35 protein-coding genes, 1 tRNA gene and 1 other RNA gene are annotated in these 25,403 nt (G+C 52.0%); 20 read left to right on the forward strand and 17 right to left on the reverse strand.

Annotated elements, in window-relative coordinates:
* Positions 1 to 254: 254 nt before the first annotated feature.
* The 16 genes from AC4GL5_RS11415 to AC4GL5_RS11490 all read right to left on the reverse strand — a co-directional run bounded on the left by AC4GL5_RS11415 (position 255) and on the right by AC4GL5_RS11490 (position 10,733).
* On the reverse strand, positions 255 to 455 hold the full coding sequence (locus tag AC4GL5_RS11415; protein ID WP_490382910.1) for a phage head-tail joining protein: 201 nt from the start codon (positions 453 to 455) through the stop codon (positions 255 to 257).
* A 17-nt stretch (positions 456 to 472) separates the two neighbouring features.
* Positions 473 to 2,560 (reverse strand): phage terminase large subunit family protein, encoded by a 2,088-nt coding sequence (locus tag AC4GL5_RS11420; protein ID WP_490382911.1) that lies wholly within the window; start codon positions 2,558 to 2,560, stop codon positions 473 to 475.
* Positions 2,547 to 3,056, reverse strand: a complete 510-nt coding sequence (locus AC4GL5_RS11425; protein WP_490382912.1) for a DUF1441 family protein — start codon at positions 3,054 to 3,056, stop codon at positions 2,547 to 2,549. The genes AC4GL5_RS11420 and AC4GL5_RS11425 overlap by 14 nt, the downstream gene beginning before the upstream one ends.
* A 279-nt stretch (positions 3,057 to 3,335) precedes the next feature.
* Positions 3,336 to 3,485: a hypothetical protein gene (locus AC4GL5_RS11430; RefSeq protein ID WP_490382913.1), complete on the reverse strand. Its 150-nt coding sequence runs from the start codon at positions 3,483 to 3,485 to the stop codon at positions 3,336 to 3,338.
* A 132-nt stretch (positions 3,486 to 3,617) separates the two neighbouring features.
* On the reverse strand, positions 3,618 to 3,959 hold the full coding sequence (locus AC4GL5_RS11435; RefSeq protein WP_490382914.1) for a Mor transcription activator family protein: 342 nt from the start codon (positions 3,957 to 3,959) through the stop codon (positions 3,618 to 3,620).
* The gene (locus AC4GL5_RS11440) at positions 3,956 to 4,501 is read right to left on the reverse strand and encodes an HI_1489 N-terminal domain-containing protein (RefSeq protein WP_490382915.1); all 546 of its coding nucleotides are present in this window, start codon (positions 4,499 to 4,501) and stop codon (positions 3,956 to 3,958) included. Before AC4GL5_RS11440 ends, AC4GL5_RS11435 begins: the two co-directional genes overlap by 4 nt.
* On the reverse strand, positions 4,498 to 4,923 hold the full coding sequence (locus tag AC4GL5_RS11445; protein ID WP_490382916.1) for a gp16 family protein: 426 nt from the start codon (positions 4,921 to 4,923) through the stop codon (positions 4,498 to 4,500). Before AC4GL5_RS11445 ends, AC4GL5_RS11440 begins: the two co-directional genes overlap by 4 nt.
* 15 nt (positions 4,924 to 4,938) lie before the next feature.
* Positions 4,939 to 5,004: hammerhead ribozyme type II (locus tag AC4GL5_RS11450), an RNA gene on the reverse strand.
* 2 nt (positions 5,005 to 5,006) lie between these two features.
* Positions 5,007 to 5,651 (reverse strand): DUF3164 family protein, encoded by a 645-nt coding sequence (locus AC4GL5_RS11455; RefSeq protein ID WP_490382917.1) that lies wholly within the window; start codon positions 5,649 to 5,651, stop codon positions 5,007 to 5,009.
* A gap of 3 nt (positions 5,652 to 5,654) precedes the next feature.
* Complete coding sequence (locus AC4GL5_RS11460) at positions 5,655 to 5,957, reverse strand: hypothetical protein (protein ID WP_490382918.1); 303 nt, start codon at positions 5,955 to 5,957, stop codon at positions 5,655 to 5,657.
* Positions 5,958 to 5,976: 19 nt separating this feature from the next.
* Positions 5,977 to 6,246, reverse strand: a complete 270-nt coding sequence (locus tag AC4GL5_RS11465; RefSeq protein ID WP_490382919.1) for a hypothetical protein — start codon at positions 6,244 to 6,246, stop codon at positions 5,977 to 5,979.
* A 1-nt stretch (position 6,247) separates the two neighbouring features.
* On the reverse strand, positions 6,248 to 7,399 hold the full coding sequence (locus AC4GL5_RS11470) for an ExeA family protein (protein ID WP_490382920.1): 1,152 nt from the start codon (positions 7,397 to 7,399) through the stop codon (positions 6,248 to 6,250).
* Positions 7,399 to 9,180, reverse strand: a complete 1,782-nt coding sequence (locus AC4GL5_RS11475) for a DDE-type integrase/transposase/recombinase (RefSeq protein WP_490382921.1) — start codon at positions 9,178 to 9,180, stop codon at positions 7,399 to 7,401. The genes AC4GL5_RS11470 and AC4GL5_RS11475 overlap by 1 nt, the downstream gene beginning before the upstream one ends.
* Entirely contained in the window at positions 9,161 to 10,174 is a 1,014-nt protein-coding gene (locus tag AC4GL5_RS11480; RefSeq protein WP_490382922.1) for a hypothetical protein, read from the reverse strand. Before AC4GL5_RS11480 ends, AC4GL5_RS11475 begins: the two co-directional genes overlap by 20 nt.
* A 9-nt stretch (positions 10,175 to 10,183) precedes the next feature.
* The gene (locus AC4GL5_RS11485; RefSeq protein ID WP_490382923.1) at positions 10,184 to 10,489 is read right to left on the reverse strand and encodes a helix-turn-helix domain-containing protein; all 306 of its coding nucleotides are present in this window, start codon (positions 10,487 to 10,489) and stop codon (positions 10,184 to 10,186) included.
* A gap of 10 nt (positions 10,490 to 10,499) precedes the next feature.
* Entirely contained in the window at positions 10,500 to 10,733 is a 234-nt protein-coding gene (locus AC4GL5_RS11490; RefSeq protein WP_490382924.1) for a helix-turn-helix domain-containing protein, read from the reverse strand.
* Positions 10,734 to 10,852: 119 nt separating this feature from the next.
* Here AC4GL5_RS11490 and AC4GL5_RS11495 point away from each other — a divergent pair, with 119 nt between their 5' ends.
* From AC4GL5_RS11495 to AC4GL5_RS11565, 15 genes are all read left to right on the forward strand, one after another.
* The gene (locus AC4GL5_RS11495) at positions 10,853 to 11,290 is read left to right on the forward strand and encodes a helix-turn-helix domain-containing protein (protein WP_490382925.1); all 438 of its coding nucleotides are present in this window, start codon (positions 10,853 to 10,855) and stop codon (positions 11,288 to 11,290) included.
* Between the two features lie 14 nt (positions 11,291 to 11,304).
* A complete protein-coding gene (locus AC4GL5_RS11500; protein WP_490382926.1) occupies positions 11,305 to 11,502 on the forward strand; it encodes a hypothetical protein in 198 nt (65 codons plus the stop codon).
* Positions 11,503 to 11,562: 60 nt separating this feature from the next.
* On the forward strand, positions 11,563 to 11,958 hold the full coding sequence (locus AC4GL5_RS11505; protein ID WP_490382927.1) for a hypothetical protein: 396 nt from the start codon (positions 11,563 to 11,565) through the stop codon (positions 11,956 to 11,958).
* Positions 11,959 to 12,053: 95 nt separating this feature from the next.
* Positions 12,054 to 12,485, forward strand: coding sequence for a hypothetical protein (locus AC4GL5_RS11510; protein WP_490382928.1), 432 nt, complete (start codon positions 12,054 to 12,056; stop codon positions 12,483 to 12,485).
* Between the two features lie 88 nt (positions 12,486 to 12,573).
* Positions 12,574 to 13,485, forward strand: a complete 912-nt coding sequence (locus AC4GL5_RS11515; RefSeq protein WP_490382929.1) for a DUF6731 family protein — start codon at positions 12,574 to 12,576, stop codon at positions 13,483 to 13,485.
* A gap of 488 nt (positions 13,486 to 13,973) precedes the next feature.
* The gene (locus tag AC4GL5_RS11520; RefSeq protein ID WP_490382930.1) at positions 13,974 to 14,396 is read left to right on the forward strand and encodes a Mor transcription activator family protein; all 423 of its coding nucleotides are present in this window, start codon (positions 13,974 to 13,976) and stop codon (positions 14,394 to 14,396) included.
* A gap of 79 nt (positions 14,397 to 14,475) precedes the next feature.
* Positions 14,476 to 15,030, forward strand: a complete 555-nt coding sequence (locus AC4GL5_RS11525; RefSeq protein ID WP_490382931.1) for a glycoside hydrolase family 108 protein — start codon at positions 14,476 to 14,478, stop codon at positions 15,028 to 15,030.
* 3 nt (positions 15,031 to 15,033) lie between these two features.
* Positions 15,034 to 15,531 (forward strand): holin family protein, encoded by a 498-nt coding sequence (locus AC4GL5_RS11530; protein WP_490382932.1) that lies wholly within the window; start codon positions 15,034 to 15,036, stop codon positions 15,529 to 15,531.
* A 1-nt stretch (position 15,532) separates the two neighbouring features.
* The gene (locus tag AC4GL5_RS11535; RefSeq protein WP_417595003.1) at positions 15,533 to 15,784 is read left to right on the forward strand and encodes a TraR/DksA C4-type zinc finger protein; all 252 of its coding nucleotides are present in this window, start codon (positions 15,533 to 15,535) and stop codon (positions 15,782 to 15,784) included.
* Between the two features lie 8 nt (positions 15,785 to 15,792).
* Positions 15,793 to 16,092 (forward strand): DUF2730 family protein, encoded by a 300-nt coding sequence (locus tag AC4GL5_RS11540; protein WP_490382933.1) that lies wholly within the window; start codon positions 15,793 to 15,795, stop codon positions 16,090 to 16,092.
* Positions 16,092 to 16,382 (forward strand): VpaChn25_0724 family phage protein, encoded by a 291-nt coding sequence (locus AC4GL5_RS11545; protein ID WP_490382934.1) that lies wholly within the window; start codon positions 16,092 to 16,094, stop codon positions 16,380 to 16,382. Before AC4GL5_RS11540 ends, AC4GL5_RS11545 begins: the two co-directional genes overlap by 1 nt.
* Positions 16,383 to 16,388: 6 nt before the next feature.
* The gene (locus AC4GL5_RS11550; protein ID WP_490382935.1) at positions 16,389 to 16,973 is read left to right on the forward strand and encodes a DUF3486 family protein; all 585 of its coding nucleotides are present in this window, start codon (positions 16,389 to 16,391) and stop codon (positions 16,971 to 16,973) included.
* Positions 16,973 to 18,610, forward strand: a complete 1,638-nt coding sequence (locus tag AC4GL5_RS11555) for a hypothetical protein (RefSeq protein WP_490382936.1) — start codon at positions 16,973 to 16,975, stop codon at positions 18,608 to 18,610. Before AC4GL5_RS11550 ends, AC4GL5_RS11555 begins: the two co-directional genes overlap by 1 nt.
* Positions 18,610 to 20,196, forward strand: coding sequence for a DUF935 domain-containing protein (locus AC4GL5_RS11560; RefSeq protein WP_490382937.1), 1,587 nt, complete (start codon positions 18,610 to 18,612; stop codon positions 20,194 to 20,196). The genes AC4GL5_RS11555 and AC4GL5_RS11560 overlap by 1 nt, the downstream gene beginning before the upstream one ends.
* Complete coding sequence (locus AC4GL5_RS11565) at positions 20,183 to 21,592, forward strand: phage minor head protein (RefSeq protein ID WP_490382938.1); 1,410 nt, start codon at positions 20,183 to 20,185, stop codon at positions 21,590 to 21,592. Before AC4GL5_RS11560 ends, AC4GL5_RS11565 begins: the two co-directional genes overlap by 14 nt.
* A 20-nt stretch (positions 21,593 to 21,612) precedes the next feature.
* Here the strand turns inward: AC4GL5_RS11565 and AC4GL5_RS11570 are convergent.
* Positions 21,613 to 21,694, reverse strand: a tRNA-OTHER gene (locus AC4GL5_RS11570).
* 23 nt (positions 21,695 to 21,717) lie between these two features.
* Between AC4GL5_RS11570 and AC4GL5_RS11575 the strand changes: the two genes are divergently transcribed.
* From AC4GL5_RS11575 to AC4GL5_RS11595, 5 genes are all read left to right on the forward strand, one after another.
* Entirely contained in the window at positions 21,718 to 22,182 is a 465-nt protein-coding gene (locus AC4GL5_RS11575) for a phage virion morphogenesis protein (protein WP_490382939.1), read from the forward strand.
* A gap of 213 nt (positions 22,183 to 22,395) precedes the next feature.
* Positions 22,396 to 23,520 (forward strand): phage protease, encoded by a 1,125-nt coding sequence (locus tag AC4GL5_RS11580; protein WP_490382940.1) that lies wholly within the window; start codon positions 22,396 to 22,398, stop codon positions 23,518 to 23,520.
* A 1-nt stretch (position 23,521) separates the two neighbouring features.
* The gene (locus AC4GL5_RS11585; RefSeq protein ID WP_490382941.1) at positions 23,522 to 23,902 is read left to right on the forward strand and encodes a hypothetical protein; all 381 of its coding nucleotides are present in this window, start codon (positions 23,522 to 23,524) and stop codon (positions 23,900 to 23,902) included.
* Positions 23,903 to 23,925: 23 nt separating this feature from the next.
* The gene (locus AC4GL5_RS11590; RefSeq protein ID WP_490382942.1) at positions 23,926 to 24,819 is read left to right on the forward strand and encodes a Mu-like prophage major head subunit gpT family protein; all 894 of its coding nucleotides are present in this window, start codon (positions 23,926 to 23,928) and stop codon (positions 24,817 to 24,819) included.
* A gap of 80 nt (positions 24,820 to 24,899) precedes the next feature.
* Positions 24,900 to 25,403 carry an HI1506-related protein gene (locus tag AC4GL5_RS11595; protein WP_490382943.1) on the forward strand — a complete coding sequence of 168 codons (504 nt, stop codon included), beginning with the start codon at positions 24,900 to 24,902 and terminating at the stop codon, positions 25,401 to 25,403.

Consider the following 25,403-nt stretch of genomic DNA (forward strand, 5'->3'; position numbering starts at 1 on the left):
CGTGCTCACGGCTGAGTTGTGTGGCTGGCGTGCCATTAAGGCACTTCTGAGCCAGCGCTATTTTGAGTGAGCGGCTGTACTTCGCCATAAAAAGAACCCCCAATGTTGGGTGTCCAACTATTGGGGGTCACTTCAATAAAGGGGGCTTTTCGGCAGTTATTCTGTTTGAGCACTTCTGTTTTTAACGTGGGGCCGCTCTACCACCACAACTGCACGTATTATGATATATATTCCATCACCCTGTGTCCAGAAGCCTAATAAAACCGAAACGCCCGGCGTGTGGACCGGGCGTTGAGTTCACTTTCCAGCTGGTTGATATAGCTCTGCAGCTGGGTTTTGTTGGCGGGTGTGTATTCCACCCGTCGTCCATCCCGCTGCAGGCTGACGACGGCTTTACCCGTCATCAGGTTGTGCAGGGCGGCTTTGGCCTCCTGCAGCTGTTGTGTTGTGGCCATACTGGCCTCCGTTCTGGTTAGTCATCCCGCATCATGCGCCCCAGCTCTGCCAGTGATTTTGGCTGATTGCCCTGCTCCGGCTGCGCTTTGGGCACTTCCGGTTGGCTGCGGGTTCTGGGTTTCAGGCTGCGGGGTTTCAGGGACCTTGGTTTGGGCTGCGGCTGCACCGGTGCTGGTTGTAAAGGCTTAGCGGCGGGCGGCTCCTCTTGGGGTTCAGTCTGTGCGACCTGCGGCAACTCCAGATCCTCCGCGTCTACGGTGCGATCGGTATGGATCTCAGTAATTACTGGCCTGTCATCACCGCTGAGCAGATCGGTCTGCATCAGTCGGGCCTGATAGGCCTCCCAGGTATCCGGCCCCCACAGGTGGATTCGTTCAACCCGTGCGGCGTGCAGGGCGTAGTTTTCACAGTCCAAGGCCTCTACCCGTGCGCCGGACTTTCTCGTCCACTTCTTGCGGCCACCGCGTTTGCGATCGGGAATCTTGCTTTCACCCAGCATCTGATCGAAGTAATCTGCCCGAACCTCTTTAAAGGCGTGCATTCTGCCGGGGCCGTTGCCGGTGAGGCGCAGGCGTTCTGAGATCAGGTCTTTGCCCTTCTCAACACCTACCATCCACACCTGCAGGCCAAACTTACTGGCCTTAGTGCTGGCGTTAAGATCCAGCTTTTTCGGGGTGCTGGTAATCGCCTTTTCGGTATCGTTACTGCCTTTAATGGCGCGGATATTCACGCCACGGCCTTTGCGATCCCGAACGTAGTGGTAAACCGCTTCGGAGTTATCGCCGGAGTCGATATGCAGGGCGGTAACGCCAATGCTGCCGAAGCGGGTGTGCTGGTATCGGCTGAAAACAATCCGATCCAGTTCTGACCAAACCGGGTCGTTGACATCGACCACGGTATGCTTCGCCAGAATCTCCCCCCACCAGATGAGCCAGCTTTCTTCCCCTTTTCCCCAGGCTCGGATCACTACCGCTAAGCGGTCATCCTGCACATCCACGCCGATAGTCAGCATCAGGCCGTTGTGCGGTACTACCAGTTCGGGGTAATCCTCCAACCGGTCCCGCAGCACCTCAGCATCCGGTGCGCCATCTTTGTATTCGTAGGGTTCGCCGCAGGTGTTGTTAACGAAGGAGATCATCTCCGACTCATCACCCTGGTTCAGCTTGTGCTGAGCCTTGAGGTACTTCTCCATCAGGACAGAGAATTTGGAGCCATCAAACGGACTGTACAGCTCGTTAATATAAAAACCGGCGCAGTCTTTTACGTCCGGACGTTGAATCACGGGGTAAAGGTTCTGCACGTTTCGGTTTTTATCTCGGTCATTCCATGGCTGGCCACAACAGGGGGCCAGGTAATAAGCCGTCTCTGGCAGATAATCGCCATAAACTTCATGGTTGCGACCGGGTTCGATATCGCACACCACATGCTCCCAGCTCAGCACATGGGCCTCACCACACAGATGACAGGGCACCATAAACACACGCTGATCGGAGTTTTTATAATCTTCTGCAATCCTGCTATGGCCTTTAATGGTAGGCGTACCACCAAAGATCACTTTCCGGTTTGGGTAGGTTTTAGCTCGGTTCTCCAGCAGAGCTACAGAGTCGCCCTGCCCTTTAACGTTTTCGGAACAGTCGTCCGGCTCTTCAACCGCGACCACAGGGGCCGATAGAGATTTGACGTTATCCGGTGCGTTGGATGCCACCATCGCTAAAAAGCCGCCGGGAAAACGAACATAGTTAAAACGGTTACCACTGCTTTTGTTGGTGGATATATCCACCAGTTCTCGCAGAACCGGCGTAGCCCGCACGGTGGTATCAAACTTCTGATCCCGGTATTTGCGGATGGTCGCTTCTTTCGGGAACAGCAAAACAACCGGGCTTGGTGTTAAATGAATCAGTTTGCAGAGGAAGTTGTTCCAGACCCCATCGGTCCACGCTACCTGAGCGGATTTCATACAAACAATCTTGCGGATCTTAGGATCATCCAGCGCTTCCAGCATGAACTTCACCCAGGGCGTGATCTTGTCACGGTATTTACCCGGTCGTGCCGTCTGCTCTGCCGCCATAAACCGATAGGTGTTAGCCCATTCAAGGCTGCTCATCTTCGGTGGCGGGGCAAACTTCTTCAGACTCCGAGCTATCACTGCATCCAGATTCGCTGCTAACTTGCGATAGGCTTTCGAGGATTTGGCGAGAGTGGTCATGGAGAATGTCTATATCGATGTCGGTGCCGTATTCAGTGTCCAGCTCGGCTTTTAGCTGAGCGTTGCCATTCAGAACATCAGATCGAATGGCGATCACGGCACTGGTCAGTTGTTCTTCCACCAGCTCAGCTGGCACCAGTTCTTGTAAATCTTTTGCGTAGGCTAGTTCTTCTCGGCTGGCCCGGACGCGGTCTAGCCGTTCACGGGATGTCTCTGTGTTCTTACCGGCTTCGCGTCGCACCAGCCACCTGAAGACGGCTTCGGTGTCGTAAGTATTCGTTTTACCTCTGCCACCATCTTCTTTAATCGGGAAGTTGGGCAGCTTCTGGTATTCGGTAAAGCTGCGCTCGGAGATCCCGAAGATCTGAGCCAGCTGCTTCTTGTTTACGTCCATTGCGAATCACTCTGACTAACCGCTCATAGGTCACCCCATCACAACGCTGAATTTCAGCAACTCATTGAAGCTATTGGAAAAAGGAAGGAAGGCTTAGGGCCTCTGCTGTCTGTGAAAATTCCGCGAGTCTACGCTCCCGTATGACAAAGAAGTCTGGAAAGGACCCATTGTTTTCTGAGGGAAAGCCTGAGAACAAAAGAGACACCGGATAGCAACGCCATCCGGTGCCAAGCTTGCGAACAACAAGCATGCAGAGCCAAAGAAATACTCAGAGCAGAACTACAACTTCAGATCATCAATAGCCTGCTCGATCTTCGTTCGCAGAGTTGATTCCGTTTCCTTCAGTAGCGCCGTGCCACCAGAGTTCTTAACCTGAGTCAGTGCCGCCTTCATCTTGGCTTCACCCTTGAGCCCGGTCTTCTCTGCCACTTGAACAGCCTGATAGATAGAGCTGTGAGGCAATGAGATAAATAATAATGAATTTGCGCGAAAAATGCGGGATTAAGTGAAAACAGACGGGATTAAGTGGGAGAGAAAATGAAAAGGATTTTCAAATTATGATTATTCAAATAAGCCAGGTTGGCTCAGTGCTGTTTGCTGTCGCTTGACCCGCTGAATGACTTTGTAGATACCTCTAACGCTAATTCCATATTCTACAGCTAAAGCGGCGTGGTTTCTGCCGTTGAAACGCTCCCAGATCTCAAGATCCCTTTTAACCAGTTTGAAGGCATAATCCTTTGGAATATTGATGAGCTGACCGCCCCAGTGCTCTGCCACATGATCGGCCAGAGCATGGCCGATCTGATCTGAGATATCTGCTTCAATACCGAAGTCCCTTAATAGCTGACTTGTCTTTTCAGACAGATCAGATAACAGCTCATGCCTGAGTTTTTCCATGCTCATTCTTTTTTAGCTCCATCATCTGCTTTAGATTGATGCCCCGACAGCCCGCTCATCAGAACGCTGATGGCACTTCTGGCCTTCTTGATTTCCTCAGGACTGCGATGAGCTTTCTTCTCAATCTTAGGTGCTTCAACAGGTGGGCGTTTCTCCTGATAAGGCTGTTGAGGTTTTGAAGGCGTCGCTGTAATCGGCTGAGGCATCGGGGGTACCGATTTGATGACCTGCTTCAGGTAGTTATGATTTTTTAATGGTATCCATTCACCAGCACGCTGTTTTGCTCTCATGGCCTCCAGTGTCTGATCCAATGCAACACGCAGAGTCGATGGTGATGCCAGTTCAGAGGCTTCTGAGATAATCTTGTACGCACGATCCCAGGAAAGGCTCTGCTTCTTTGGACGAAACAGCCCCGTATATTGAACCAACAATCTGGACGTCCCCTTAGGTAGCCCAGCAATCAGTCCCATCACCTCACGAGCTGCATCATCTGCGAGCATTTGTTCCAGGCCAAATTCCGAATAACAGGTCGGGCAACGCATTCTCATGGTTGTGCAGCCTCACGTTTTTGTTGTGCTTTATATAAAGCAGCAATAACACTGCTTAACTGCTCAGTTGTTCTTAACCAGGCAACCCGTTCAATGCCGAACTGACGCTTTGCAATGGCATCGGCATAAGCCCAGGGAAGTTTCATATCAGCAAGCTGCGCTTCTATTTTCTGAAGCATGGGTTCCTGATTTTTATTGTGTGGGGTTCCGGGATACGCCTTCGATGGACTGCTTGGTTTTCCTGCACCCAGCTCTTTCAATCGACGAAGTACTGCTACCCGCTCAGAGGGACTTAAATCTTTTGCGCTGGATTTACCGGTGAGTTGTTTCAGCATTTGACGATATGAATCATCATCCATTGCCAACTGCTTTTTAGAAGCATGGATCGCGGCCAGATCCCGTTTGCGTTTATCATCTGCCATCACTTATATCTCCCGTTCCGGCTGCTCATCAGTACCCAGCCACCACACTGGGCAGACACGGCAAAATGCCGTGTTTCGCATAATTAAAGCGCTGCCAGATCCAACGGCAAGGCCTGCCACTTCTCATCCGGGCCGGTGCGATGGTAAAAGCGCACATAGGTTTTAGAACCTGTGACCTGAATAGAATCCGCGATAGCCTCCATTGCCTGCTTCCATTCAGGATCATCAATGGCATGGCGGCGCAGGCCCAGAACCCTGCTGGTGCTGATCTGGCCTTCCTTATCGACCTGAAAAGCATCATCTACCAGCACCTTGATTTCATTACGGCTACCTTCTGTCCAGCGGTGGATGCACTGGTCGATCAGAGATTTGGCTGCCTGAAGGCGCTCATCAAAAGTGATGCTTTCAGCAATGGCGCGCTGAATCTTTAATCTTCCGTCAAAGCTGATCAGGCTCACATTACCTTTCGTGCCGCCAAGCTTAACGGTGTACTTCTCTGCGGCCAGATCAATGAAGGCACCGATATCACCCAGCATCGCCAGCTTGAAGTCTTTCATCTGCACCTGAAGGCGACGGGCTTTCTGGAACAGCTCCAGCACCAGGTCATGACGGGCCATATCAATATCCTTAATGCTCTCAACGGGAACCAAGCGCCCTTTAGCGTCTTCCATAAAGCCTTTGGGAATGCTTGTGCCCGTACTTGTTTTTGCCTGCTCGTTCATATTCATGGGTTAACCCTTGTCCGCGTTTAACATTTGGTTGTGTGTTGTCTTTAACGCCCCACTGGTCAGCTCGGTCAGCAGCACAACGGGGCTGGGGTGTTCTTCTACGGCCTTTGCCAACACAGCCAGGTGCCGCTGGCCATCGTCATAAAAGTCCAGATTGTTATTCACTTCATCTTCATCAAAGCGGCCTGCCTCATTCAGGTTGAACGTAACGCCTTGACGCTCAGGACGTATAAAGGCAACACAACCATTGGAGACAGTGGTTTTTTCCAACGACAGAATCAGGTACTGAGGCTGAGTGTTTTTCATAAAACGTGCTCCCTTAGCGTCAATAGGCATTGTGTTGCCAAACAATTTCGCACTGTTCATACAGAGCACTTTTCTCAACCCAGCGGGTGCCGTTGCGGTTGATATGGCGACTGCAGAAACTCTTCAGCCCCTTACAACCTTTAGCGGGGTACACCGTGATGCGTGGTGTTGCCAGGTTCACATCAATGCGATCCACCGTAATATGCATTTGTTCAAGGCCCGTAACTGCGCGGGCCACTAGCAGCAAACTGTTCTTAATGCGCTGGTTTTGGTTTTGACGTTTTGTCATCTCACACCTCCAGAATCAGTTCAGCATTTACCTTAGGGATGCCGATCTCAGCCGCATCATTCATAGCTGCCGTGATGACGTTATGTACCGCCAGCGGATAGAGCACACTGTGTTTACTGCGGCCTGAGAGCTTCTGGCGAAGAGCTGTAACCGCATCCTGATCCATCACATCCACCAGCGCCTTACCGGCCAGAGAGAAGCGGTGATGCAGATAATTCTCCAGCTCCAGATCAAGAGGCAGCAGATTGACCACCTCACAGCGTTGAACCACCTCACGAACCGCCGGGTTCTTTTCATCCAGCTTTTGGCCCAGCTCTGTCTGGCCGATCAGCACAATGCTCAGTAGCTTTGAAAAACCATCTTCCAGTTCAAAGAAACGCTTCAGGTGCTTTAGCGTCGGGATCGACAAGCCCTGAGCCTCTTCAATCATCAGCAGATGGCGATTACCCGCCCGCTGTGATTCCCGCAGGGCCGTATGCAGCTGACGGTAGAAAGCATCCTGGCTGCGCTTGGGTTTCTCGTGGGGGGCAATCTCCGCCATAATCGCCTCAGCGATATGACGGGCCTTCAGCGTCTTACCCTTAATATCGTTGTCTTCCATACCCAGCACATACGGCTCAATCACCGTGATCGGCAGCTGCTCTTTATCGATCCACTCAATCAGATCCCGACGCAGCGTCGATTTACCCGAACCGGATTCACCCACCACCGCCAGAAAGCCACCATGCCGGGCAGCAGCCCGCATCGCCTCACGCACATAGCGGGCATCGGGCGTTAAAAACACCTCCTTCTGAGAACGTGGCTCAGAGAAGGGATCACGCTGCAGCTGAAACGCCTGGCGCGCTTTTTGTGTCAAAGATTGTTTTCGTAGTAACATCGCATCGTCCTCCTGGGACTGCTTCTTTTGGGAAGTAGGTGGGGTTGTTTGCGGCAACCCCGCCACCTTAAATACCTGCTTAACCGCAACCTGATCCGCCCCCTGATTCACCAACCAATCGGTGATTTTGTCTTTCAGGCCGCGCTTATCCATCGACTTAGGCCACTGGTTGTGATTCACAATCTGCGACAGGGCGGCAGGTGACACATTAAGCACCCCAGCCAACGCAGACTGCGACTGGTTCAGTTCTGCCAGCACATTTTTCAGCTCTAACATCAGAGTGGTCCTCCATTCACCACCTTCAGGGCTGTCGCCTGAGGCTTGGTTAACTGCTGCTCAATCTCATCCAGCTGGGCTTCTGCTGCCCCTTCCGGATAACGCTGCTCCAGCCAGGCAAAATATTCCGGCTTCCAGTCGTTACCTAAGCGGCTGCGTAGTCGCATCGCCAGCTTGGTGGTTGATAACGGCGGCAGCTCAACAGACGTTGTCTTGAGGTTGTGCTCTGTACCCCGGCGCGGCATATAGTCCGGCAGCTGTTCCGTATCCAGAGATTTGAAAGGATCGAAGCGGCCATCCAGCGGAATCGTCTTTTGTTTGCGTGCTTTCTCGGCATCCTCAGCAGACTCGGTTCCTGTCATCAGCTGCTCAATCGCCTTCTTAACTTTCTGGCCAGAGGTTTCCGCCGGAGTGCGATAGCCCTCATCAATAACCGGAGCCAACTCAGGAAAGCCAAACTCATCCGTCCCGATCAGTGGCAGCACATGAATCACCTCATGGCCGTTTTCGTCCGGCATTAACGCCTGGGCGCAATTGTCACGCCACGGGTTGCGCGTCACCTGCAGGCTCTGACCCGTCTCAACATCCAGATGAGAGACGTCGTATTTTTTGCCATCCAGGTTGATATAGTGGCCGTATTGCCCCGCATGAACCTGGCGGGAAACCGGCCCTGCAACCGCCAGATCCCGACAGACCTCAACCGAGGGAGCCTTAACCAGCTGATCCTCTTTGATTCTCAGCCAGGCACTTGAGCGTGTCATACCGTGGCGGCGGTGCTTCTGCCGAGCGTTCCAGACCGAGCGCCACTGTTTTGCCAGCTGATTCAGCTCTGCCAAGTCCGCCACCGGACGAAACTTCAGACCAAATTCAAAATGCTGCTCAATCAAACGACGGGCATTCTCCACCTGCCCGGTTGCCCGAGCATTGCCGGGAGCATGGGCAATCGGCTTAATGCCCAGCGCCTTGCATAGGTTTTTGGCCATCGCTGAGGTGTTAGCGCTGCCGGGGTCCATATACAGCACCTTAGGCACCCCGTGCAGCAGATCCGCACCGCCGCGCTCCTGCATCGCATTGATCAACACTGAACACAGGTTCTCACCGGATTCAGCTCCCATCACATATTCCACATAAACCCAGCCGCTGGTGTGGTCGGTAATCTCATACGACCACACCCGATCCGCCATAATGTTCTGCACATTTTTAGGCTTGTTCTTGTAGAACTTGTCCCGATCCATCACCTGCAAACCGTTACCGGTTTTCGGGTCGGGTTTCAGGTAATACAGAACACACAAAGACGCATCGATCTGCCAAACATGATTCGGGTGTTTAGAGGCCAGCGTGGTATGGGCCGTAGGGCGCAACAGCTGCTCTGGATGAACCCCATAGCTCCGCAGCGCCCGTTGAATCGCACTGTCGGATAAAGGCACCAGCTCACCGGTTGCCTTATCGATCCGCTCAGCCTTGATCAGGTTGTTATCCCGAAGCCCCTCGATCACCTTAGAAACACTACCCAGCTGGCGGCCATCCCGGCGCAGCGTCTCCATAATCACCCCACTGATCAGCAGGGCTTCATCACGGGTTAAGCCGCTGGTGCCTGCATCTTTGCGCTGTTTACGGGGGGCGTTCTGCACAGTCAGCTCCTTACGGTAGCGATGAAAGGTCGCCAGAGAGATATCCAGCGTGGTGCAAGCCTCGGCATAGATCTCCTGTTTACGACCATGCCCGGCCTGTTCAGCGGCCCTAATCGCGGCCATCATCACTTCAATCGTTGCCGGACTCATTCGACTGCTCCTTGTCTCCCGGCGCTTTATTGGCCGGCTCATAGTCACCGTCTACCCAGTTGAACTGCTGTTCACCGATTTCAGCTTCAACCGCCGCTACGGCTTCCGGGTTCATCCAGTCCAGCTCATCGCCCTCAGCATCCGGCAAGCTGTAATCCTCTTTCAGGGCGATCAGTTGCTTTTCCAGCTGGCTGATAAGGCCCGCCATAAACAGACGCTCATCGGTTCCGGCTTCATTGGCCTGAGTGGCTAATACATCAAACGCCTGCCGCAGGCCGCCCATCAGGCTGACCTCTGCCTCGTAGGCGATACTGCTCACCTCCTGCCGCAGGGACTTAATCGACTCATCCGGTTTCAGGGTTTGGATACGGCGCTTCGTCTTCTCCAGCTCAAAGCGGACTTCGGTCAACTCCATCGACTTTTTATTCAGCACCTCACCCTGGGCCTCGTAATCCGCGCGGGTATCGTCCAGCTGTTGCGTCAGGGCTTCTTTCTCTTTGGTATGCTTGCTGATGATCTCCTCAGCCAGCTCAACAAAATCTGTTTTGTCCCCGGTTTTAGCCACTTCCAGCAGGGCTTCTTTCTGGTCTTCCGGCAGCTTGCGATACTGGCGCATTTCGCGGTAGCCGATGCCCATTCGAGTCATAGCCTCTAAAGCTTCTTCACCAAGCTGCTTTAGGTTCAAAATATCCTCATCGACCTTTTGACGAGATTTTCCAAGTAACCGACAAAAGTCATCCCAAGTACCAGATAACTGCTGACCGTCGGCAGTTGTCTGACCCGCAAGCGCCTTGTAGAGGCGGTTTTCCTTCACATAAGCCATTTTCGAAGTGCTGACCGTCAGCGAAAATTGAGCCATTGAATCGGCCATCTGAGCCTGACCCAGCAGCTGGTTGACCAGTGCATGATCCGCTGTATTTTGCCCCTGCAGTGCTGCTGCCTGATTCTGCAGCTCGTTCAGCACATCGTTTTGATTGGTGTTGTCGCTCATCATCACTCTCTCTTAAAAGCTGCCAGCCATAACACGCTGGTTTAGTTCGTTTATCCGGTCAGAGGCGCGGGCCATCTCGTTAGCGTGGGCCTGGGCGATCTGTAGCGCCCGTACACTCAGGGCGTAGCGGCCATTGTCCAGCTGAGTCGCCATACCCGCCTGAATCAGCGTATTCAGGCAGCGGTTAACCGTGGCCGCACTCATGTTCAGTTTTTTAGCCAGATCGCCATTGCTCAGGCCCGATAGGGTGTGACCCTTCAGGGCATCCATCACTTCCAGAACCTTTAAACCGCTGGTATTGACTCGGGTATCACTCATGGCGTTTACCTCAAGCAGTTTGACGGAGCTGCTCTTTAGTCCGGCGTATAGTTGGCTGAGGCTCCCAAATGTCTTGAACAGGCTTACCAATAATCGTGGCAATTCGGTTGGCAATACGCGCCGAGGTACTGCGACCAGCAATCACGTTGCTTACAGCAGTACGAGAAACATGCAGTTCATCTGCAATTTTTGCGGCGCTAACATTTTTTTTACTAAGGGCGGCTTTAATATCTGCTGGGTGCATGTCAAAATCCCCGATAGGTTTACAAGTGAACTTCACTTAATCGTTTAACTTAATCACTTACTCTGTGAATCTATTATGGAAACAATTGTTTCCATCGTCAAGCTTAAATGGAAACAATTATGTCCATCGGAGAAAGACTAAAAGAAGTTCGTGAAGAGCTTAAGATGACTCAAACAGAGTTTGCTGAAGTGGCCGCAAGCCTGGGTGCTCCGGGTGCAACTAGGCAGTCCCAAGCTAAATATGAGAAAGGGAAGTCTGTTCCCAGTGCTGCTTATATTGCAGCTATCGCAGGTGTTGGTGCGGATATTAACTATATCCTTTTGGGTGAGCGCGCCATGCCAGTACCTGCAATAGAAACCCTTCCGGCAGAGGAACAGGTTCTATTGGATGCCTACCGAGCATTAGACGTGAAGCAGCAAAAAGCCTTGCTGGCATCCCTGCTGACTGGGCAAGCGCCCAGTGCTAAAAAGCCCTCAAAGAGCACCGTTAAAACATCAGTTAAAGGCAAAAGTAACAGTGTTAAAACGGTTGGTGGTGACCTGATCGGTAAGATGTAAAACAGGATTAGAGTATGAATAAGGACATTCCTATGATTCGCCTGAAAATAGAAGGCTCACACAATCAGATTATCTGCGTAGGCGGGGACTATGTTGCACCTACTCAGGCCGCTGGTTTGTCTACCCATGACATCAAAGCAATAGCCAAGGCCGTGTGCCTGGAATTAAAAAAAATTTCTCCCAAAAATCGCAACTTAAAAATCAGCAGCTAAAACACTGATGAATTGAATCAGCCCTGATTTATGGGGCGTTCAACTGAAAAGGAATATTCGATGTTTAGGATCTTATTGGTTATAGCGCTTTCCGGCTTTTTAGCGGGGTGTAAAACTTCAGAGGAGCAGTTGCAGGATCTGTGTCTTGAAGGGCTTCGTTCTAATCTCAAAACGTATGCAACATACGGTGGCTGGTCGCTGGAGGATGCACGAGTGCGGCTCGCTGAAATGGTTCCAGCCGAAGAAAGAAACAAGAAATATAATACGGATATGTTCTGGTCTTTTGAGGTTGTCATCAGTGGCTTTACGCTGAAAAACGGATTTAACGCAGATGTTCAGTCCATAGCCACGTGCAGCGGTTATGTCAGTAAATTTTCGTCCGAAGACGACTTCAACGTACCGGATAGCCACACCCTTCTGAAATATATGCTTAATGGTCAGAAGCTAGGGATTTAAAAATCCCTCTCCAGTTCAGGGCGACATACACCGGGAAAAGCATGGACGATCCTACAAGCTTTACCTGCCTAATGCGTTAGAGGGGGAGGTGGTAGATGGCTGCAACCACAGAGGGATTAGCAGTGACCAATATTGATCAATTCAACCAAATTACCGGTCAGGTACTTGCCGAATTGTATGAGGTGTTCCCAAGAAAAATAACCTTGTCTGCAAAAGAGTTAGGTGAAGGCTCAGACACAGATTTTCACTTCGCTTATGACAGCATATCGTGGCTTCAAGAACATGGTTATTTTGATGTAGCAGTGAAAAACACTACAGGTGATTTTCACGGCTCCGTGCTTACCCCTAAAGGGTTAGCCGTTTTGAATGCTGTTCCTGATAGCCTAGAAGCAAAAGAGAGCTATGGAGACCTATTAGTGAACGCTGCAAAAGACACCTTCATAGAGCAAGGCAAAAAAGGGCTTGGTGAGCTTGCTGCAAAGGCAATTGCTTACGGCTCTACTTTGCCAATAAACATCGTGGGTTAGGAGGTGAATTGCCTGTCCGATAATGTGTTTGAATCGTCCCTTCAGCACCTCTAACCCCTTTGCCAATCCACTTATGCGGTTTTTTTATATGTCAAAAATTCCAGTTGCTCCAAAAACTGTTGCCACAAAGAAATTCCATGTTGATTTTTTTCAATTAGTCTTCGATGGAATAAATGGAGAAATTCAATCTCCGTATGCTGGTTTTGTTGCTGTAAAAGACGGCGTGATTAACTCTATCGACAAAAATGGAGACTATTCGCGTGAGCTATGGAACTTAGAGAAAAAAATACCAGCAAGATCTATCCGGGGCGAATTGAGAAAGTTCAGAACTTCTGATTTGCCAGAGATTGGTTCAATGGGCCAGAAGGCAGAACAACTTGAGTTAGAAGATGGTCAAGGCATTATTGAGAGGAACTTCTTCGTATATTACGAAAAACACCATATCTTAGCTTGGCACCGAAACGGTCATGGAAGCACTGCCCGCCAGTTTGCCAAAACACTTTCCAAGCTTTTTAATGCGTCTGTTCAAGCTTTACCCGTTGTTAAGACTGATGCAATTGAACGCCTGCTCCGGGGCGAAATTGAACTCAAGAGAATTGAAGTTAGCTTACCTAAACCAACCAACCCAGAGTTATATGACAGCAACGATTTTTGTAAAACGACTTTAAATATGATGAGTGAGTCTTACGCTGATAGTATGATGCTGTCCTTGAATATTGATTCGAGAAAACCGGGATCTGAGGGAAGGCTAAGCTCTAAGATGAAACGTGTCATAGCTGAGTTTGTTGACCTGGGCGCGACTAAGGCGCGTGCTCATGCTGATGGTGTAATGGAACCTATTGATTTAATTACTGACAGAGTTTCATCAACCCAAGAAGTTGAGACGAATGTGAGATACCCCACGAGTGCTTCCATGTTCGCAATGCTTGATAGAGCGAGAGACGAATGCTCGGAGGACATTGAGGCCTATTTCGGAGTAACGGACGATGTCGCTTCTTAAATATGGACTGGTTCTGATCACTGCAGCCCTTTTTTTTCATTACGGAAAAGGTATATCTTCATCAGTATTGCATTCCATCGCAGGAGTTGTGGCAAGTGTTGCGGGGACTCTTTTAGGGTTCCTGATAACATCGATAGCGCTAATGACTGCGGTAATGGATAGAGTATTGGTCGTACGAATGAGAAAATCGGGCCACTATGAACGCCTTATAACTGATGCATTCTTAACCTGTGCATCTTTGTTGGCCCTAGTTTTGGTTTGCATACTAAGCTTATTTTTCAGTGGTGCTGTTAACCATTATATTTTTACAGCAGTAGTGATTTTTTTAGTTTACAGCTTTCTGTCTGCGACAGAGTCAGGTCATCGTTTTTACAATGTGATTACTGCACTTAAATAACGCTCATATTGCCCTCCTTTAAAAGACACGTCCCACAACCTCACACTAAGCTGCCCTAAACCGGCAGCTTTTTCTTTTTAGGGGGTGCAACATGCACGATCAGCAACTGGATATGATGGGCATGGATGAGGTGGATCTGGATACGATTCTGGCGAATCTGGATCAGATGGAGTCTGACCCGCGCCTGTGGCCTAAGACGCTGGCCGATCTGATGGCGGTGGTACAGCAGCAGATCTGCCGCAGCCAGTCGCTGCCAAAAGATAAGGCGTATCCTGTGGCCCGTGATATTATTGCCGCGTTGGCTCACTATATGGGTGGGCGGCAGATGTACCTGCCCCGTGATGATCGCTTAAAGCGTGCCTTTAGAGATATTCAGATTTACCAGGCGTTTGATGGTCGTAACCATCAGGCGCTGGCGGAACAGCACGGTCTGACCACCATGCAGATTTACGCTATTCTGGCCGAACAGAAAAAACTGCACATTGGCCGGGTTCAGCAATCCCTCTTCAGCTGATCCATAGATAAACACTTGAATCCCGTCGTTTAGAGAATCCCCCGTAAGCTGCTGAAAAGCACTTTACGGGGGATTTTTTATGTCGCTGGATTTCAAATCACCAGCCTTTGACCAAGCCATTGATTGGCTGCTCAGTCCGGACATTGAGGGTGATCATTCCAATGATCCGGCAGACCGGGGTGGTGACACCTGGTACGGCATCAGCCGTAATGCCCACCCGGAGATCAGCTGGCCACCTACGCTGCTGCAAGCCAAAACCATCTACCACGAACAGTATTGGCGCGCCTGCCGTTGCCCGGATCTGCCCCCTGTACTGGCTGTTGCCACCTTTGATGCGGCCGTTCAGCACGGGGCGCGTCAGGCGGTGCGTTTGCTGCAGCAGGCGCTGGATATTGAAGATGACGGCATTATCGGCCCTGTCACCCTTAAAGCTGCTCACGCCTTTTGTGCCGATGCCTCTCTGGGTACCAACCAGATCGCTCACTTACTGAGTTACCGCGCCCGCTATTACACCGCCATTGTGGCTAATGACGACACCCAGTCACGTTTTATGCGTGGCTGGATGCGGCGTCTGTTTCTGTTGCAGCAGCTGCTGTGGGTGGTCGCGCACTCGGATCAGCAGGGTAAGGAGTAGATCATGAGTTGGTTCAGTCATCTGTTCTCCGGCTCTGCCGGTTCCCTGGTCGAAAGCGTGGGCAAGGTCGCAGATCGCTTTATCCGGACGGATGAAGAGAAAGATCAGTTCACCCTTGAGGTCGAGCGCCTGCTGCAACAGCGGGACAGCGAGATTGAGCAAACGATCCGCGCTGAGCTGCAAGCCAAAGAGCGCGTTCTGGTGGCCGAACTCTCTCAGGGAGACTGCTATACCAAGCGCGCCCGGCCTACCGTGGTCTATGCCGGTTTGGCCTTTATCGGTTTTAACTACGTGGCTTTCCCTCTGATTGCGCGCATCGCCAATGCCTTTGGGCTGGCGATGGATCTGTCCCCGCTGGCGGATCTGCCTACAGAGTTTTGGGTCGCCTGGGGAGGTATCTGTTCCAGCTGGGTGATTGGCCGTTCTATGGAAAAACGGGGTGTCCGGAACCCTGTGACGCAAGCCATTACCGGCACCTCATCAACCCTTCTGGATCGTTAATATGGCTGATATCGCAGACCGTGCCGCTAAGGCCGAACAACGCAATCTGAATCACAGTCTGGCCCAAGCTCTGAACAGACCCGCAGAACCACCCCAATGGGTTGAGGCCGGTCAGGTGCTTTGTCTGGATTGCACGAATCCCATCCCCGAGGCACGGCTTAAGGCTAAGCCCGATGCCGCCCGCTGCACCTTCTGCCAGTCGGTCAGAGACCGGCGGCAGCGTTTGGGGCTGGACACACCTTCAGGCCAATAGGAACCCTTATGGAATGGATCGCTAAATACTGGGCACCGATCTGGGCGCTGATTACCACCGGTGGGCTGGTCATTATGGCGTTGCTGAGTAAAACCTACGCCAAACAAGAGACGGTGGATAAGCAAACCCGGCGTATTGATCACCTGGAGGGGCGAATGGATGACCTGCCCACCCGAACAGAGATGCATCAACTGCATCTGGAGATCGCCAACTTGCGCGGAGATCTGAAAGAGCTCAGCCCGCGACTGGAGCGAGTTCAGCATATTTCAGATCTGCTGATGGAAAACCAACTGAATGAGAAATGCTGATGCCAATTAAGGAACTGTTAACTGCGGATCAGCGCCTGTGCCTGATCCGCAGCCTGAATGATGCCGGTGGTACGGCCAATGAGTCGGTGATTCAGGATTGCCTGGATGCCTACGGCCATGCCCTAAGCCGCGATACGGTTCGTACCCATTTCGCCTGGCTTGAGGAACAAGGGATAATCACCCTTGAGGATCTGGCCGGATGTCAGGTCGCCACACTAACCCAGCGGGGTTATGACGCGGTTGATGGTCGCTGCACCATCCCCGGTATTAAACGCGCCCGCCGGAGTTAAGCCGTTATGAGCAAGCCCGCCAGCGAGAAGAAGCGCAACCGCCGCTCCAAGGTGCAGATGCTACCAGAGCAACTGAAAGCCGAGCTGGATCAGATGCTGCGGGATGGTCGCCTGAGCCAGCAGGAGGTTCTGGACGTCATCAATCAGCAGATTGAATCCAACGGACTGCCGGAAGATGCCAAGATCAGCCAGTCCGGATTGAGTCGCTACGCCACCCGTATGGAAAAGATCGGGGCTAAAATCCGCCAAAGCCGCGAAGTGGCTGAAGTCTGGACCGCAAAGCTGGGCAACCAACCCACCAGCGAGGTCGGTAAGCTGCTGCAGGAAGTGGTACGGACGATGGCGTTTGATACCAGCATGCACATGAGTGAGTCCGAAGAGCCGATTGAACCCAAAGCCCTCAGCCAGATGGCGTTGGCGATTCAGCGGGTTGAGCAGGCCGCCATGACCAGTCATAAACGCGAAAAAGAGATCCGCAAAGCCTTTGCAGAGGAAGCTGCTAACGCTGTTAGTGAAGAACTGCGCGGCCAGGATGGTATGTCTGAGCAACTGGAAGACCGCATCAGACAAGTCTTACTAGGTAAAGCCTGATGTCACTCAAGCCTATTAATCAGCCCCACAAAATCGACCTTGCCGAAGAAATGGAGATTCACGGTGTCGTCGTACCTCAAGAGATTGAGGATGCCATACCCGGTGGTGCAGCGGTTTTTCTGGGTTATCAGCAACGCTGGTTTGAAGATGAAAGCCAGATCATGATTGCGGAGAAATCCCGCCGTACCGGTCTGACTTGGGCTGAGTCCGGGCGTAATGTGATCAATGCTGCCAAGCCCCGTAAGCGCAGAGGCTGTAATACCTTTTACGTCGGTTCTAAGCAAGAGATGGCGTTGGAGTATATTGCCGCCTGTGCCCTGTTTGCCAAAGCCTTTAACCAGCTGGCTGAAGCCGATGTGTATGAACAGACGTTCTGGGACACCGGCAAAAAGGAAGAGATCCTGGCTTATATGATTCGCTTTCCTAACAGCGGATTTAAGATTCAGGCCCTCAGTTCCAGACCGTCAAACTTGCGTGGCCTGCAGGGTGATGTGGTGATTGATGAAGCCGCCTTCCATGAATCTCTGGAAGAGCTGTTGAAAGCGGCCTTGGCTTTGACCATGTGGGGCAATCGGGTGCGCCTGATCAGTACCCATGATGGTGTTGATAACCTGTTTAATCAGTACATCCAAGAGGCCCGAGAGGGTAAGAAAGATTATTCCGTACACCGGATCACGCTGGATGATGCGATTGCCGAGGGATTGTACCAGCGCATCTGCTATGTCACCGGTCAGGAGTGGTCGCCTGCCGCTGAAAAAAAATGGCGTGATGATCTCTACAAAAACGCCCCTAACCGGGAAAGTGCCGATGAGGAATACGGCTGTATTCCGAAGAAATCCGGCGGTGCGTATCTGACACGTATGTCGATTGAACTGGCAATGGTTCAGGATCACACCATTCCGATCCTACGCTATGAAGCCCCGGAAGGTTTTGAAACCTGGTCAGAACACCAGCGCGAATCTGAGGTTGATGCCTGGTGCAAAGCGCATCTGTTACCCCTGTTGGAAACGTTAAGCCCTGATTGCCAGCACGCCTTCGGGGAGGATTTTGCCCGTAAAGGCGATTTAACGGTATTTACGCCCTTAGCCATCAACCCGAACTTAACCAAGCGCGCACCCTTTGTCGTCGAATTAAGCCATCTCACGTATGACCAGCAGAAGCAGATCATGTTCTTCATTATGGATCGTCTGCCCCGGCTGTGTGGTGCGGCGTTTGATGCAACGGGTAACGGTGGCTATTTGGCTGAAGCAGCGGCACTGAGGTACGGCACCGACAGCGTTGACCAGGTGCATCTGTCCCAGAATTGGTATGGCGAATGGATGCCGAAGCTAAAGGCCGAGTTTGAAAGCCATAACCTGCAACTGCCCCGTCATCAGAGCGTGATGGATGATCTGTTGCAGATCAAAGTCATTAATGGTGTGCCGCAGATTGATAAAGGTCGTCAGAAAGATCTGGAAAGTAAATCAGGCAAAGGCAAGCGCCATGGTGACTTTGCCGTGTCGCTGGCGATGGCGATCCGGGCCAGCTGGATGGACGGTGGCGTAATTGAGTTCACCGCGCTACCTGGCAAACAGTCAGCCCCAGACAGTGACGATGACGATTATTTAGAGAGTTATGATGGTGAGGGAGCCTGGTAATGGCGGCATCAACAATTGTAGATATAAATGGCAACCCCTTTGAGTTGCCAGATCTTGAAGAACAGCAAACCTTAGGTGATGCAAAGCTATCACCATTACGCAGCCACTACAGCAACCACCCATCAAAGGGTCTAACGATCGCTAAGATCGCAAAGATCTTGTTGGATGGCGAGCACGGGGATCTTATTGATCAGTGCGAACTGGCTGAGGATATGGAAGAAAAAGATCCTCATATTCAGAGCGAACTGGGTAAGCGAAAGCTGGCTCTTCTCGGGGTCGATTGGAATATGATCCCTCCGAAGAATGCAACTGACGCGGAAAAGCGCGATACCGAGATGATCGAAGAAATTCTGCGGGATGCTACCTGGTTAGATGATGCGCTATTTGATGCGGCAGATGCCATTTTAAAGGGCTTTGCCAACCTTGAACTGAAATGGCAATACGCTGATAAAACCCACTATATCGCCGGTGCTGAGTGGCGTGATCCCGCATGGTTTAAAACGCATCCGGATGATCGTAACCAGTTGCGCATTCGGGATGGTAGCCATGATGGGCTGGCATTGCAGCCTTTCGGCTGGCTCAGCCATCAGGCAAAAGCTAAGTCAGGCTACCTATCGCGCCGGGGGCTGGTTCGTGTTCTCGCCTGGCCTTATCTGTTTAAGAACTATGCCGCCCGTGACTTAGCCGAATTTCTGGAGATCTACGGCCTGCCAACGCGCTTGGGTAAATATCCTTCAGGGGCCAGCCCAAAGGAAAAAGCCACACTGATGCGCGCAGTGATGAGCATTGGCCACAATGCTGGTGGTGTGATCCCTAAAGGTATGGACATTGAATTTCACGAAGCCGCTAAGGGTGGATCTGATGCCTATATGGCTCAGATCAATTGGTGCGAGAAGAGCCAGTCCAAAGCGATTCTGGGCGGTACGCTCACCAGTCAGGCGGATGGCAAGTCATCGACCAATGCCCTGGGCAATGTCCACAATGAAGTACGGCAGGAGATCCGTAATGCGGATCTCAAAGCCCTGGCCAATACAATTACTCGGGATATTGTCTATCCCATGTATGCGCTGAATTGCAAGAGCTTCAGCAGTCCACATCGTGTTCCGCGCTTTGAGTTTGATATCACCGAGCCGGAAGATATTAAGGCTTTCTCTGAGAACCTGCCGGGGCTGGTTGGAATGGGTATGCAGGTACCCATGAGCTGGGCACATGAGAAGCTGCAGATCCCCGAGCCAAAAGAGGGTGAAGCCGTCCTAGGGCAAAAGACACCGGCAGAGAAAGAGACACAAAGCGAGTCAGAACAAACCGCTTTGGCCGCGCTGAAAGCCAATAACGAGACAGATTCCGCCCCGGATCAGGAACAGCTAGATCAGGCGTTGGCTGATCTGCCCGCTGAGGATCTGCAACAGCAGATGCAGTCCATGCTGGCTCCGGTGCTGGAGCAGTTGCAAAGCGGTGAGCCGGATCAGGCGCTGGGTCTGTTGGCTGAGCTCTTCCCGGAGATGGATGACAACCAGCTGCAGCAGCAGTTAGCCCAGGCGATGTTTGTCTCAGAGCTGTGGGGGCGATTAAATGCCGACGCCTGATACCGTCAACCTACGCCATGCCTTTGGTCTGGCCCCTAAAGATGCGGTGGCCTATTTTGAGGCCAAAGGCTATGCCGTCAGCTGGAACTGGTGGGACACCTGGCAGGAGGCCCACGCTCAGGCGGTGACAGTCGCAAAAGCAGCGCGTATGGATGTGCTGGAATCAATTCGTGGTGAGTTGGAAACGGCCCTGAAACAGGGCATCACCGAACGGGATTTTGTTAAAGCACTGGAACCCCGGCTTAAAAAATTGGGCTGGTGGGGTAAGCAGATCACAGTGGGGCCGGACGGCAAAGCCGTAGTGGATCAGCTGGGCAGTCCGTGGCGTCTGAAAAACATCTACCGGATCAATCTGCAGACGGCCTATATGGCCGGGCGCTACAAGGCCCAGATGGAGAACAGCGACCAGCAGCCCTATTGGCAGTATGTGGCGGTGATGGATGCTGCCACCCGTAAAAGTCATGCCTCACTGAACGGTAAGGTCTTTCATTACACTGACCCGATCTGGCGCACCCATTACCCGCCCAATGGCTGGGGTTGCCGGTGCCGGGTACGGGCACTCTCAAAACGTGCGCTGGAGCGTAAAAGGCTGACGGTTGAATCATCTGAGGATCGCTTAACCACGCGGGAGATTGATGTGGGGGTTGATCCTGTTACCGGTGAGGTGATCCGCAAACCTGTCACCACCTACACGCTACCCGGCGGGGCCACGCTGACCCCGGATGCAGGCTGGAACCATAATGTCGGGGAAGCGGCGTTTGGCACCGATATTGAAGTGATGCGTAAAATCAGCCGGGTGCAGGATGCTACGCTTCGCACGCAAACTGTTCAGGCGCTGAACAATGCCCCTGAGCGGCATAAAGCGTTTGCCGGTTGGGTAGAGGCCGTCCGCCAGCGGGGTGCACTAAATGACCAGCTGAACCAAAAAGATCTGACTCAGGCGCAGCGGGCCGATATTGTGCAGCAGCTGAAGCAGCGGGTGGTGGATAAGGCGCAGACGTTGGGCTTTGTCAGTGAATCGGTTGCCCGATATGTCGCACAGAAAGGCAAAATACCGGCCCGAGTGCTGGTGATGAGTGAGCAGAATCTGTTACATGCGGATAGCGCCCGGCATCGTAATGATGGCGTAGCCCTGACGAAAGCCGAGTACCAGCGGTTGCCCGAGATGCTGGCTAACCCTGAAGCCGTGCTTTGGGATAAAACTCACAACAACCTGTTGTATGTCGTGGGTTCTTACCGATCGGATGAGCAGCGCATTAAGATTGTGGTCAATGCACCTTATGGCCTCAGAAAGATTAAGGGAGCGCTTGATGTCGTTATCAACGCCTTCAAAGTAGAACGAATCAATCTGCTTCAGGCGGATATGTATGACGTTATTGAGGGGGAAATAAAGTGAACTATTGCGGGGGTATACCAAGAGGGGGGTGGGACTCGAACCGCACATAAAGGGCGCAGCCGAAACCGCCACCCCCGTCTTACCCATCGACGTACACCCCTCTTGGATATAAAAGAGTGTAACTCATGACCATTGAAATTCAACACAACAGCGCAGCTATTCTTGACGCCTTTAACCAGCTGCTGGAACGCTCTCAGGCGATGGAACCGGTCATGCGGGCGCTTTCCGGTGTCATGACCGGAGCCGTTGAGGATGCCTTTGAACAACAGAAAGCCCCAGATGGCACGCCGTGGGCATCGCTCAGTGAAGACACCACCATCCCCCGACGAAAAGCCAAAAACCATTGGCCCGGTCAGACTCTGCAGGATTCCGGTCAGCTGGCTGCCAGTGTTCACAGTGAGTACGGTGATGATTACGCCACCGTCGGTACCAATAAGCCTTACGCCGCCATGATGCAGTTCGGCGGTAAAAAGGCAGACTTCCCGCACCTGTGGGGCGATATCCCCGCCCGTCCGTTTCTGGGCCTGAGCGCTGGCGATGAAGATGAGATTATCGGCATCCTGCAGGACTTTCTGACGTTATCGCCCTAACGGCTTTTTAAGGCGCTCCGGGGCGAATACGGGTATTCACTCGACTATTTTGGTTTTTCGCCCTGTAAAAGCTTTATAAATCGTTTGAAGGTATAAAATCCGTTAACATTGCCATCCTATTTCCTCTCTCATGACTTTGCAGATTCTTAGCCGCTGATTTTTAGCGAAATGCTTGAATCTCCACCCCGCACCGCCAGCCCCTAATCTGGGGCTATGAAAACACATACGCAATCACAAACCGCCCTGGCGGTACTGACCGCAACCACCGGAAATATCGGTTGGGCCTCGTTAGCATTATCTGAGTCTTCTGATGATGGCTGGCAACAGCTGTTACCTGCAGGCCACTTTACTGCTATCGATGGTCGTCCTTTCGATGTGCCTGGCGGGAAGTGGTTTATTGATGCCTCCATTGCTCAGCGCCTCATTGCTCAATTATCAGCATCGGTTAATGACCTGGTGATCGACTACGAACACCAAACCCTGTTGGCCGATAAAAATGGTAAGCCTGCACCCGCTGCCGGTTGGTTTAAAGATGTTGAGTGGCGTGATGGCTCCGGCCTTTGGATCAAGCCTAATTGGACTAGCCGTGCGGCTGAGTTCATCAAAAACGGCGAATACCGTTTCTTATCTGCTGTTTTTCCCTACTCCAAAGAAACCGGCGAACCTCTGTCTTTGCACAGTGCGGCTCTGGTGAACCGACCGGGTATTGATGGCATGAAGGCAGTGGCTGCGTTGTGTGCTCAGTATCAAACATCATCCAACCACAGCGAGGATTCCCCGATGGATGAAAAACTGAAGGCGTTACTGGCCAAGCTCGGCGTCAATGTCGATGAAGGCCAGCAACCAACCGAAGCACAGATGCAGTCTGCTATGGCCGCATTGAGTGCGCTGAAGACTAAGGCTGATGATGCAGATTCAGCGAATCAGGCGTTGGCCGCACTCAAGGCCAAGGGTTCGGATGATGTTGACCTATCCAAGTTTGTGCCGGTTGCAACCTATCAGGCTGCAGTGGTTGAACTGGCTCAGTTGAAAGCCAATGGTCATGAAAAAAGCATCGAACAAGTCATTGCCGATGCTAAGCAGGAAGGTCGTGTCTTCGCAGCAGAGGAAGAGTATCTGACTCAGTTTGGAGAACAACAAGGCGTGGCCGCACTGAAAGGTATGTTGGCTACTCGCCCTGCTGTGGCTGCGCTGAAAGGTCAGCAGACCCAAGATACCGCCCCACCTAAAAAAGGCGAAGGTGCTGATCAAGAACTGTCTGCTGAGGATCTGGCCGTGCTGAAAGCGACCGGCATCAGTAAGGAAGACTTCCTGAAATCCAAACAGGAGCTGAACTGATATGAGTGCTCTAGCAGAACGCGAAGGTCGCAAACGCGATTACCCGGTTAAAGCCGGTGCTGTCATTGCGCCGAATACCCCAGTGGTTTTGGTGAGTGGCTATCTGACCACGGTTGATGTGCTGACGGGCATACCCGCAGGTGTGACCACTTTTGAAGTGGATAACAGCCTGGGCGCTGATGGTGCCGTGCGGGCAGAAGTTGTTACGGGTGAACACAAGTTCAGTAATGCCGGTGATATCACCGTCGCTAATGTAGGGCAAACCGCCTATTTCGTGACGGATGGCCAGGTATCGATCTCAGATGACACCGCGACTCGTAATGCAGCAGGAAAAATCACTCAGGTTGATGTCAACGGCGTCTGGGTTTCTGTCGGCGTTTAATCCACTGAACACAGGTAATTAACATGGATATTACACCAAACGCATTGCGCGCACTTTATGCCGCTGTGAACACCTCATTCCAACAGGGGCGCGGTAGCTACACCCCACTTTGGCCCCGGATTGCCACGTTAGTGCCATCCAATACCGCCACTGAAAACTATGAATGGCTCGGTGAGTTCAGTCGCCTGCGAGAGTGGATCGGTGATCGCCAGATCAACCGCATGAAGCAGCACGGTTATTCACTGAAAAACCGCAAGTTTGAAGCCACTGAAGGCATCCCTTCTGAACGTATTGAAGATGATACCTATGGTGTATTGGCACCAAAATTTCAGGATATGGGTTATGCCGCAGCAACCCATCCGGATGAGATGATTTTTGACCTGTTGGCAGCGGGTTTCTCAACCCTTTGCTACGACGATCAGAACTTCTTCGATACGGATCACCCGGTTGGTGAAGGAGATGATGTTCAGTCAGTAAGCAATATGCAGGCTGGTGCTAGTCCCGCCTGGTTCCTGCTGGATACCCGCCGTCCGTTGAAGCCGCTGATTTATCAGCGCCGCAAGGATTACAAGCTGCAGGCTAAAACCGATGCCGGTAATTCAGATCGTGTCTTTATGAGCGATGAGTACCTGTACGGCGTTGATGCCCGTGGTAGCTGGGGTTTTGGTTTCTGGCAGCAGGCATTTGCCTCAAAGGCAGACCTTAATGAAGCCAACTTCAACAGCGCCTATGAAACGCTGAGCAGCTTCAAGTCAGACAAAGGTCGCCCCCTGGGCAATATGCCGGATCTGTTGGTCGTTGGCCCTAAAAACCGAGCAAAAGCTAAAGCGGTTATCGAAGCGGAAAACAAAGCACAGGGCGAAAGCAACATTAACTACAAGGCCGTGGAAGTGCTGGTTGTCCCATGGCTGGAATAACGTCCGGCCCTTTGACACCACGTTAACGCCCCATTTTTCGTTTTGGGTTAACCCCCTTCTGACAAAGAGAGAACTATGCAATGTCTGAAGTTCAGTTGTTTGACAGCCGCATTGAAATCACTTGCTCGGTCCCTGGGTTCCGTCGGGCAGGCATTAGCCACCCTGCGGGTCCGACTGAGTATAAAGCCGGTCACTTCACTCTGGAGCAAGTTAAGCAAATGCGATCAGAACCACGCCTGGCAGTCCGGGTATTGGATGAAGCAGAAGCGAAACAAGTGCCTGTTTCAGATTCAACGGACACCTCTTCTGAAGAGCCGCCTCAATCAAGTCCTGAGTCTGAAACGGAAGGGGTGCTGGATGATGAGAAGCTGGCAGGCGATTTAATGTCCGCCGATGAGCTGGCTGATTTAGTTGCTCATATTTCTGAGCTGGATAGCAAGGATGCCGAACTGTGGATGGCCAATGGTGCGCCTAAAACATCGGCGATGCCTTCAGGCACGTCCGCCGATGAGCGTGATGCTGCTTGGGCCGCGTACCAGAGTTTGGTTGCTGAGTCTGCAGAAAGCCAAGAGGCAGAAGAATAA

It is taken from the genome of Oceanospirillum sp., from assembly GCF_982874595.1.

Excerpts from the sequence above, each read along its gene's own strand:
- AC4GL5_RS11415 (WP_490382910.1), bottom strand. The coding sequence starts at position 455 with ATGGCCACAACACAACAGCTGCAGGAGGCCAAAGCCGCCCTGCACAAC.
- AC4GL5_RS11420 (WP_490382911.1), bottom strand. The coding sequence starts at position 2,560 with ATGAGCAGCCTTGAATGGGCTAACACCTATCGGTTTATGGCGGCAGAG.
- AC4GL5_RS11425 (WP_490382912.1), bottom strand. The coding sequence starts at position 3,056 with ATGGACGTAAACAAGAAGCAGCTGGCTCAGATCTTCGGGATCTCCGAG.
- AC4GL5_RS11435 (WP_490382914.1), bottom strand. The coding sequence starts at position 3,959 with ATGAGCATGGAAAAACTCAGGCATGAGCTGTTATCTGATCTGTCTGAA.
- AC4GL5_RS11440 (WP_490382915.1), bottom strand. The coding sequence starts at position 4,501 with ATGAGAATGCGTTGCCCGACCTGTTATTCGGAATTTGGCCTGGAACAA.
- AC4GL5_RS11445 (WP_490382916.1), bottom strand. The coding sequence starts at position 4,923 with ATGGCAGATGATAAACGCAAACGGGATCTGGCCGCGATCCATGCTTCT.
- AC4GL5_RS11455 (WP_490382917.1), bottom strand. The coding sequence starts at position 5,651 with ATGAATATGAACGAGCAGGCAAAAACAAGTACGGGCACAAGCATTCCC.
- AC4GL5_RS11460 (WP_490382918.1), bottom strand. The coding sequence starts at position 5,957 with ATGAAAAACACTCAGCCTCAGTACCTGATTCTGTCGTTGGAAAAAACC.
- AC4GL5_RS11465 (WP_490382919.1), bottom strand. The coding sequence starts at position 6,246 with ATGACAAAACGTCAAAACCAAAACCAGCGCATTAAGAACAGTTTGCTG.
- AC4GL5_RS11470 (WP_490382920.1), bottom strand. The coding sequence starts at position 7,399 with ATGTTAGAGCTGAAAAATGTGCTGGCAGAACTGAACCAGTCGCAGTCT.
- AC4GL5_RS11475 (WP_490382921.1), bottom strand. The coding sequence starts at position 9,180 with ATGAGTCCGGCAACGATTGAAGTGATGATGGCCGCGATTAGGGCCGCT.
- AC4GL5_RS11480 (WP_490382922.1), bottom strand. The coding sequence starts at position 10,174 with ATGATGAGCGACAACACCAATCAAAACGATGTGCTGAACGAGCTGCAG.
- AC4GL5_RS11485 (WP_490382923.1), bottom strand. The coding sequence starts at position 10,489 with ATGAGTGATACCCGAGTCAATACCAGCGGTTTAAAGGTTCTGGAAGTG.
- AC4GL5_RS11490 (WP_490382924.1), bottom strand. The coding sequence starts at position 10,733 with ATGCACCCAGCAGATATTAAAGCCGCCCTTAGTAAAAAAAATGTTAGC.
- AC4GL5_RS11495 (WP_490382925.1), top strand. The coding sequence starts at position 10,853 with ATGTCCATCGGAGAAAGACTAAAAGAAGTTCGTGAAGAGCTTAAGATG.
- AC4GL5_RS11500 (WP_490382926.1), top strand. The coding sequence starts at position 11,305 with ATGAATAAGGACATTCCTATGATTCGCCTGAAAATAGAAGGCTCACAC.
- AC4GL5_RS11505 (WP_490382927.1), top strand. The coding sequence starts at position 11,563 with ATGTTTAGGATCTTATTGGTTATAGCGCTTTCCGGCTTTTTAGCGGGG.
- AC4GL5_RS11510 (WP_490382928.1), top strand. The coding sequence starts at position 12,054 with ATGGCTGCAACCACAGAGGGATTAGCAGTGACCAATATTGATCAATTC.
- AC4GL5_RS11515 (WP_490382929.1), top strand. The coding sequence starts at position 12,574 with ATGTCAAAAATTCCAGTTGCTCCAAAAACTGTTGCCACAAAGAAATTC.
- AC4GL5_RS11520 (WP_490382930.1), top strand. The coding sequence starts at position 13,974 with ATGCACGATCAGCAACTGGATATGATGGGCATGGATGAGGTGGATCTG.
- AC4GL5_RS11525 (WP_490382931.1), top strand. The coding sequence starts at position 14,476 with ATGTCGCTGGATTTCAAATCACCAGCCTTTGACCAAGCCATTGATTGG.
- AC4GL5_RS11530 (WP_490382932.1), top strand. The coding sequence starts at position 15,034 with ATGAGTTGGTTCAGTCATCTGTTCTCCGGCTCTGCCGGTTCCCTGGTC.
- AC4GL5_RS11535 (WP_417595003.1), top strand. The coding sequence starts at position 15,533 with ATGGCTGATATCGCAGACCGTGCCGCTAAGGCCGAACAACGCAATCTG.
- AC4GL5_RS11540 (WP_490382933.1), top strand. The coding sequence starts at position 15,793 with ATGGAATGGATCGCTAAATACTGGGCACCGATCTGGGCGCTGATTACC.
- AC4GL5_RS11545 (WP_490382934.1), top strand. The coding sequence starts at position 16,092 with ATGCCAATTAAGGAACTGTTAACTGCGGATCAGCGCCTGTGCCTGATC.
- AC4GL5_RS11550 (WP_490382935.1), top strand. The coding sequence starts at position 16,389 with ATGAGCAAGCCCGCCAGCGAGAAGAAGCGCAACCGCCGCTCCAAGGTG.
- AC4GL5_RS11555 (WP_490382936.1), top strand. The coding sequence starts at position 16,973 with ATGTCACTCAAGCCTATTAATCAGCCCCACAAAATCGACCTTGCCGAA.
- AC4GL5_RS11560 (WP_490382937.1), top strand. The coding sequence starts at position 18,610 with ATGGCGGCATCAACAATTGTAGATATAAATGGCAACCCCTTTGAGTTG.
- AC4GL5_RS11565 (WP_490382938.1), top strand. The coding sequence starts at position 20,183 with ATGCCGACGCCTGATACCGTCAACCTACGCCATGCCTTTGGTCTGGCC.
- AC4GL5_RS11575 (WP_490382939.1), top strand. The coding sequence starts at position 21,718 with ATGACCATTGAAATTCAACACAACAGCGCAGCTATTCTTGACGCCTTT.
- AC4GL5_RS11580 (WP_490382940.1), top strand. The coding sequence starts at position 22,396 with ATGAAAACACATACGCAATCACAAACCGCCCTGGCGGTACTGACCGCA.
- AC4GL5_RS11585 (WP_490382941.1), top strand. The coding sequence starts at position 23,522 with ATGAGTGCTCTAGCAGAACGCGAAGGTCGCAAACGCGATTACCCGGTT.
- AC4GL5_RS11590 (WP_490382942.1), top strand. The coding sequence starts at position 23,926 with ATGGATATTACACCAAACGCATTGCGCGCACTTTATGCCGCTGTGAAC.
- AC4GL5_RS11595 (WP_490382943.1), top strand. The coding sequence starts at position 24,900 with ATGTCTGAAGTTCAGTTGTTTGACAGCCGCATTGAAATCACTTGCTCG.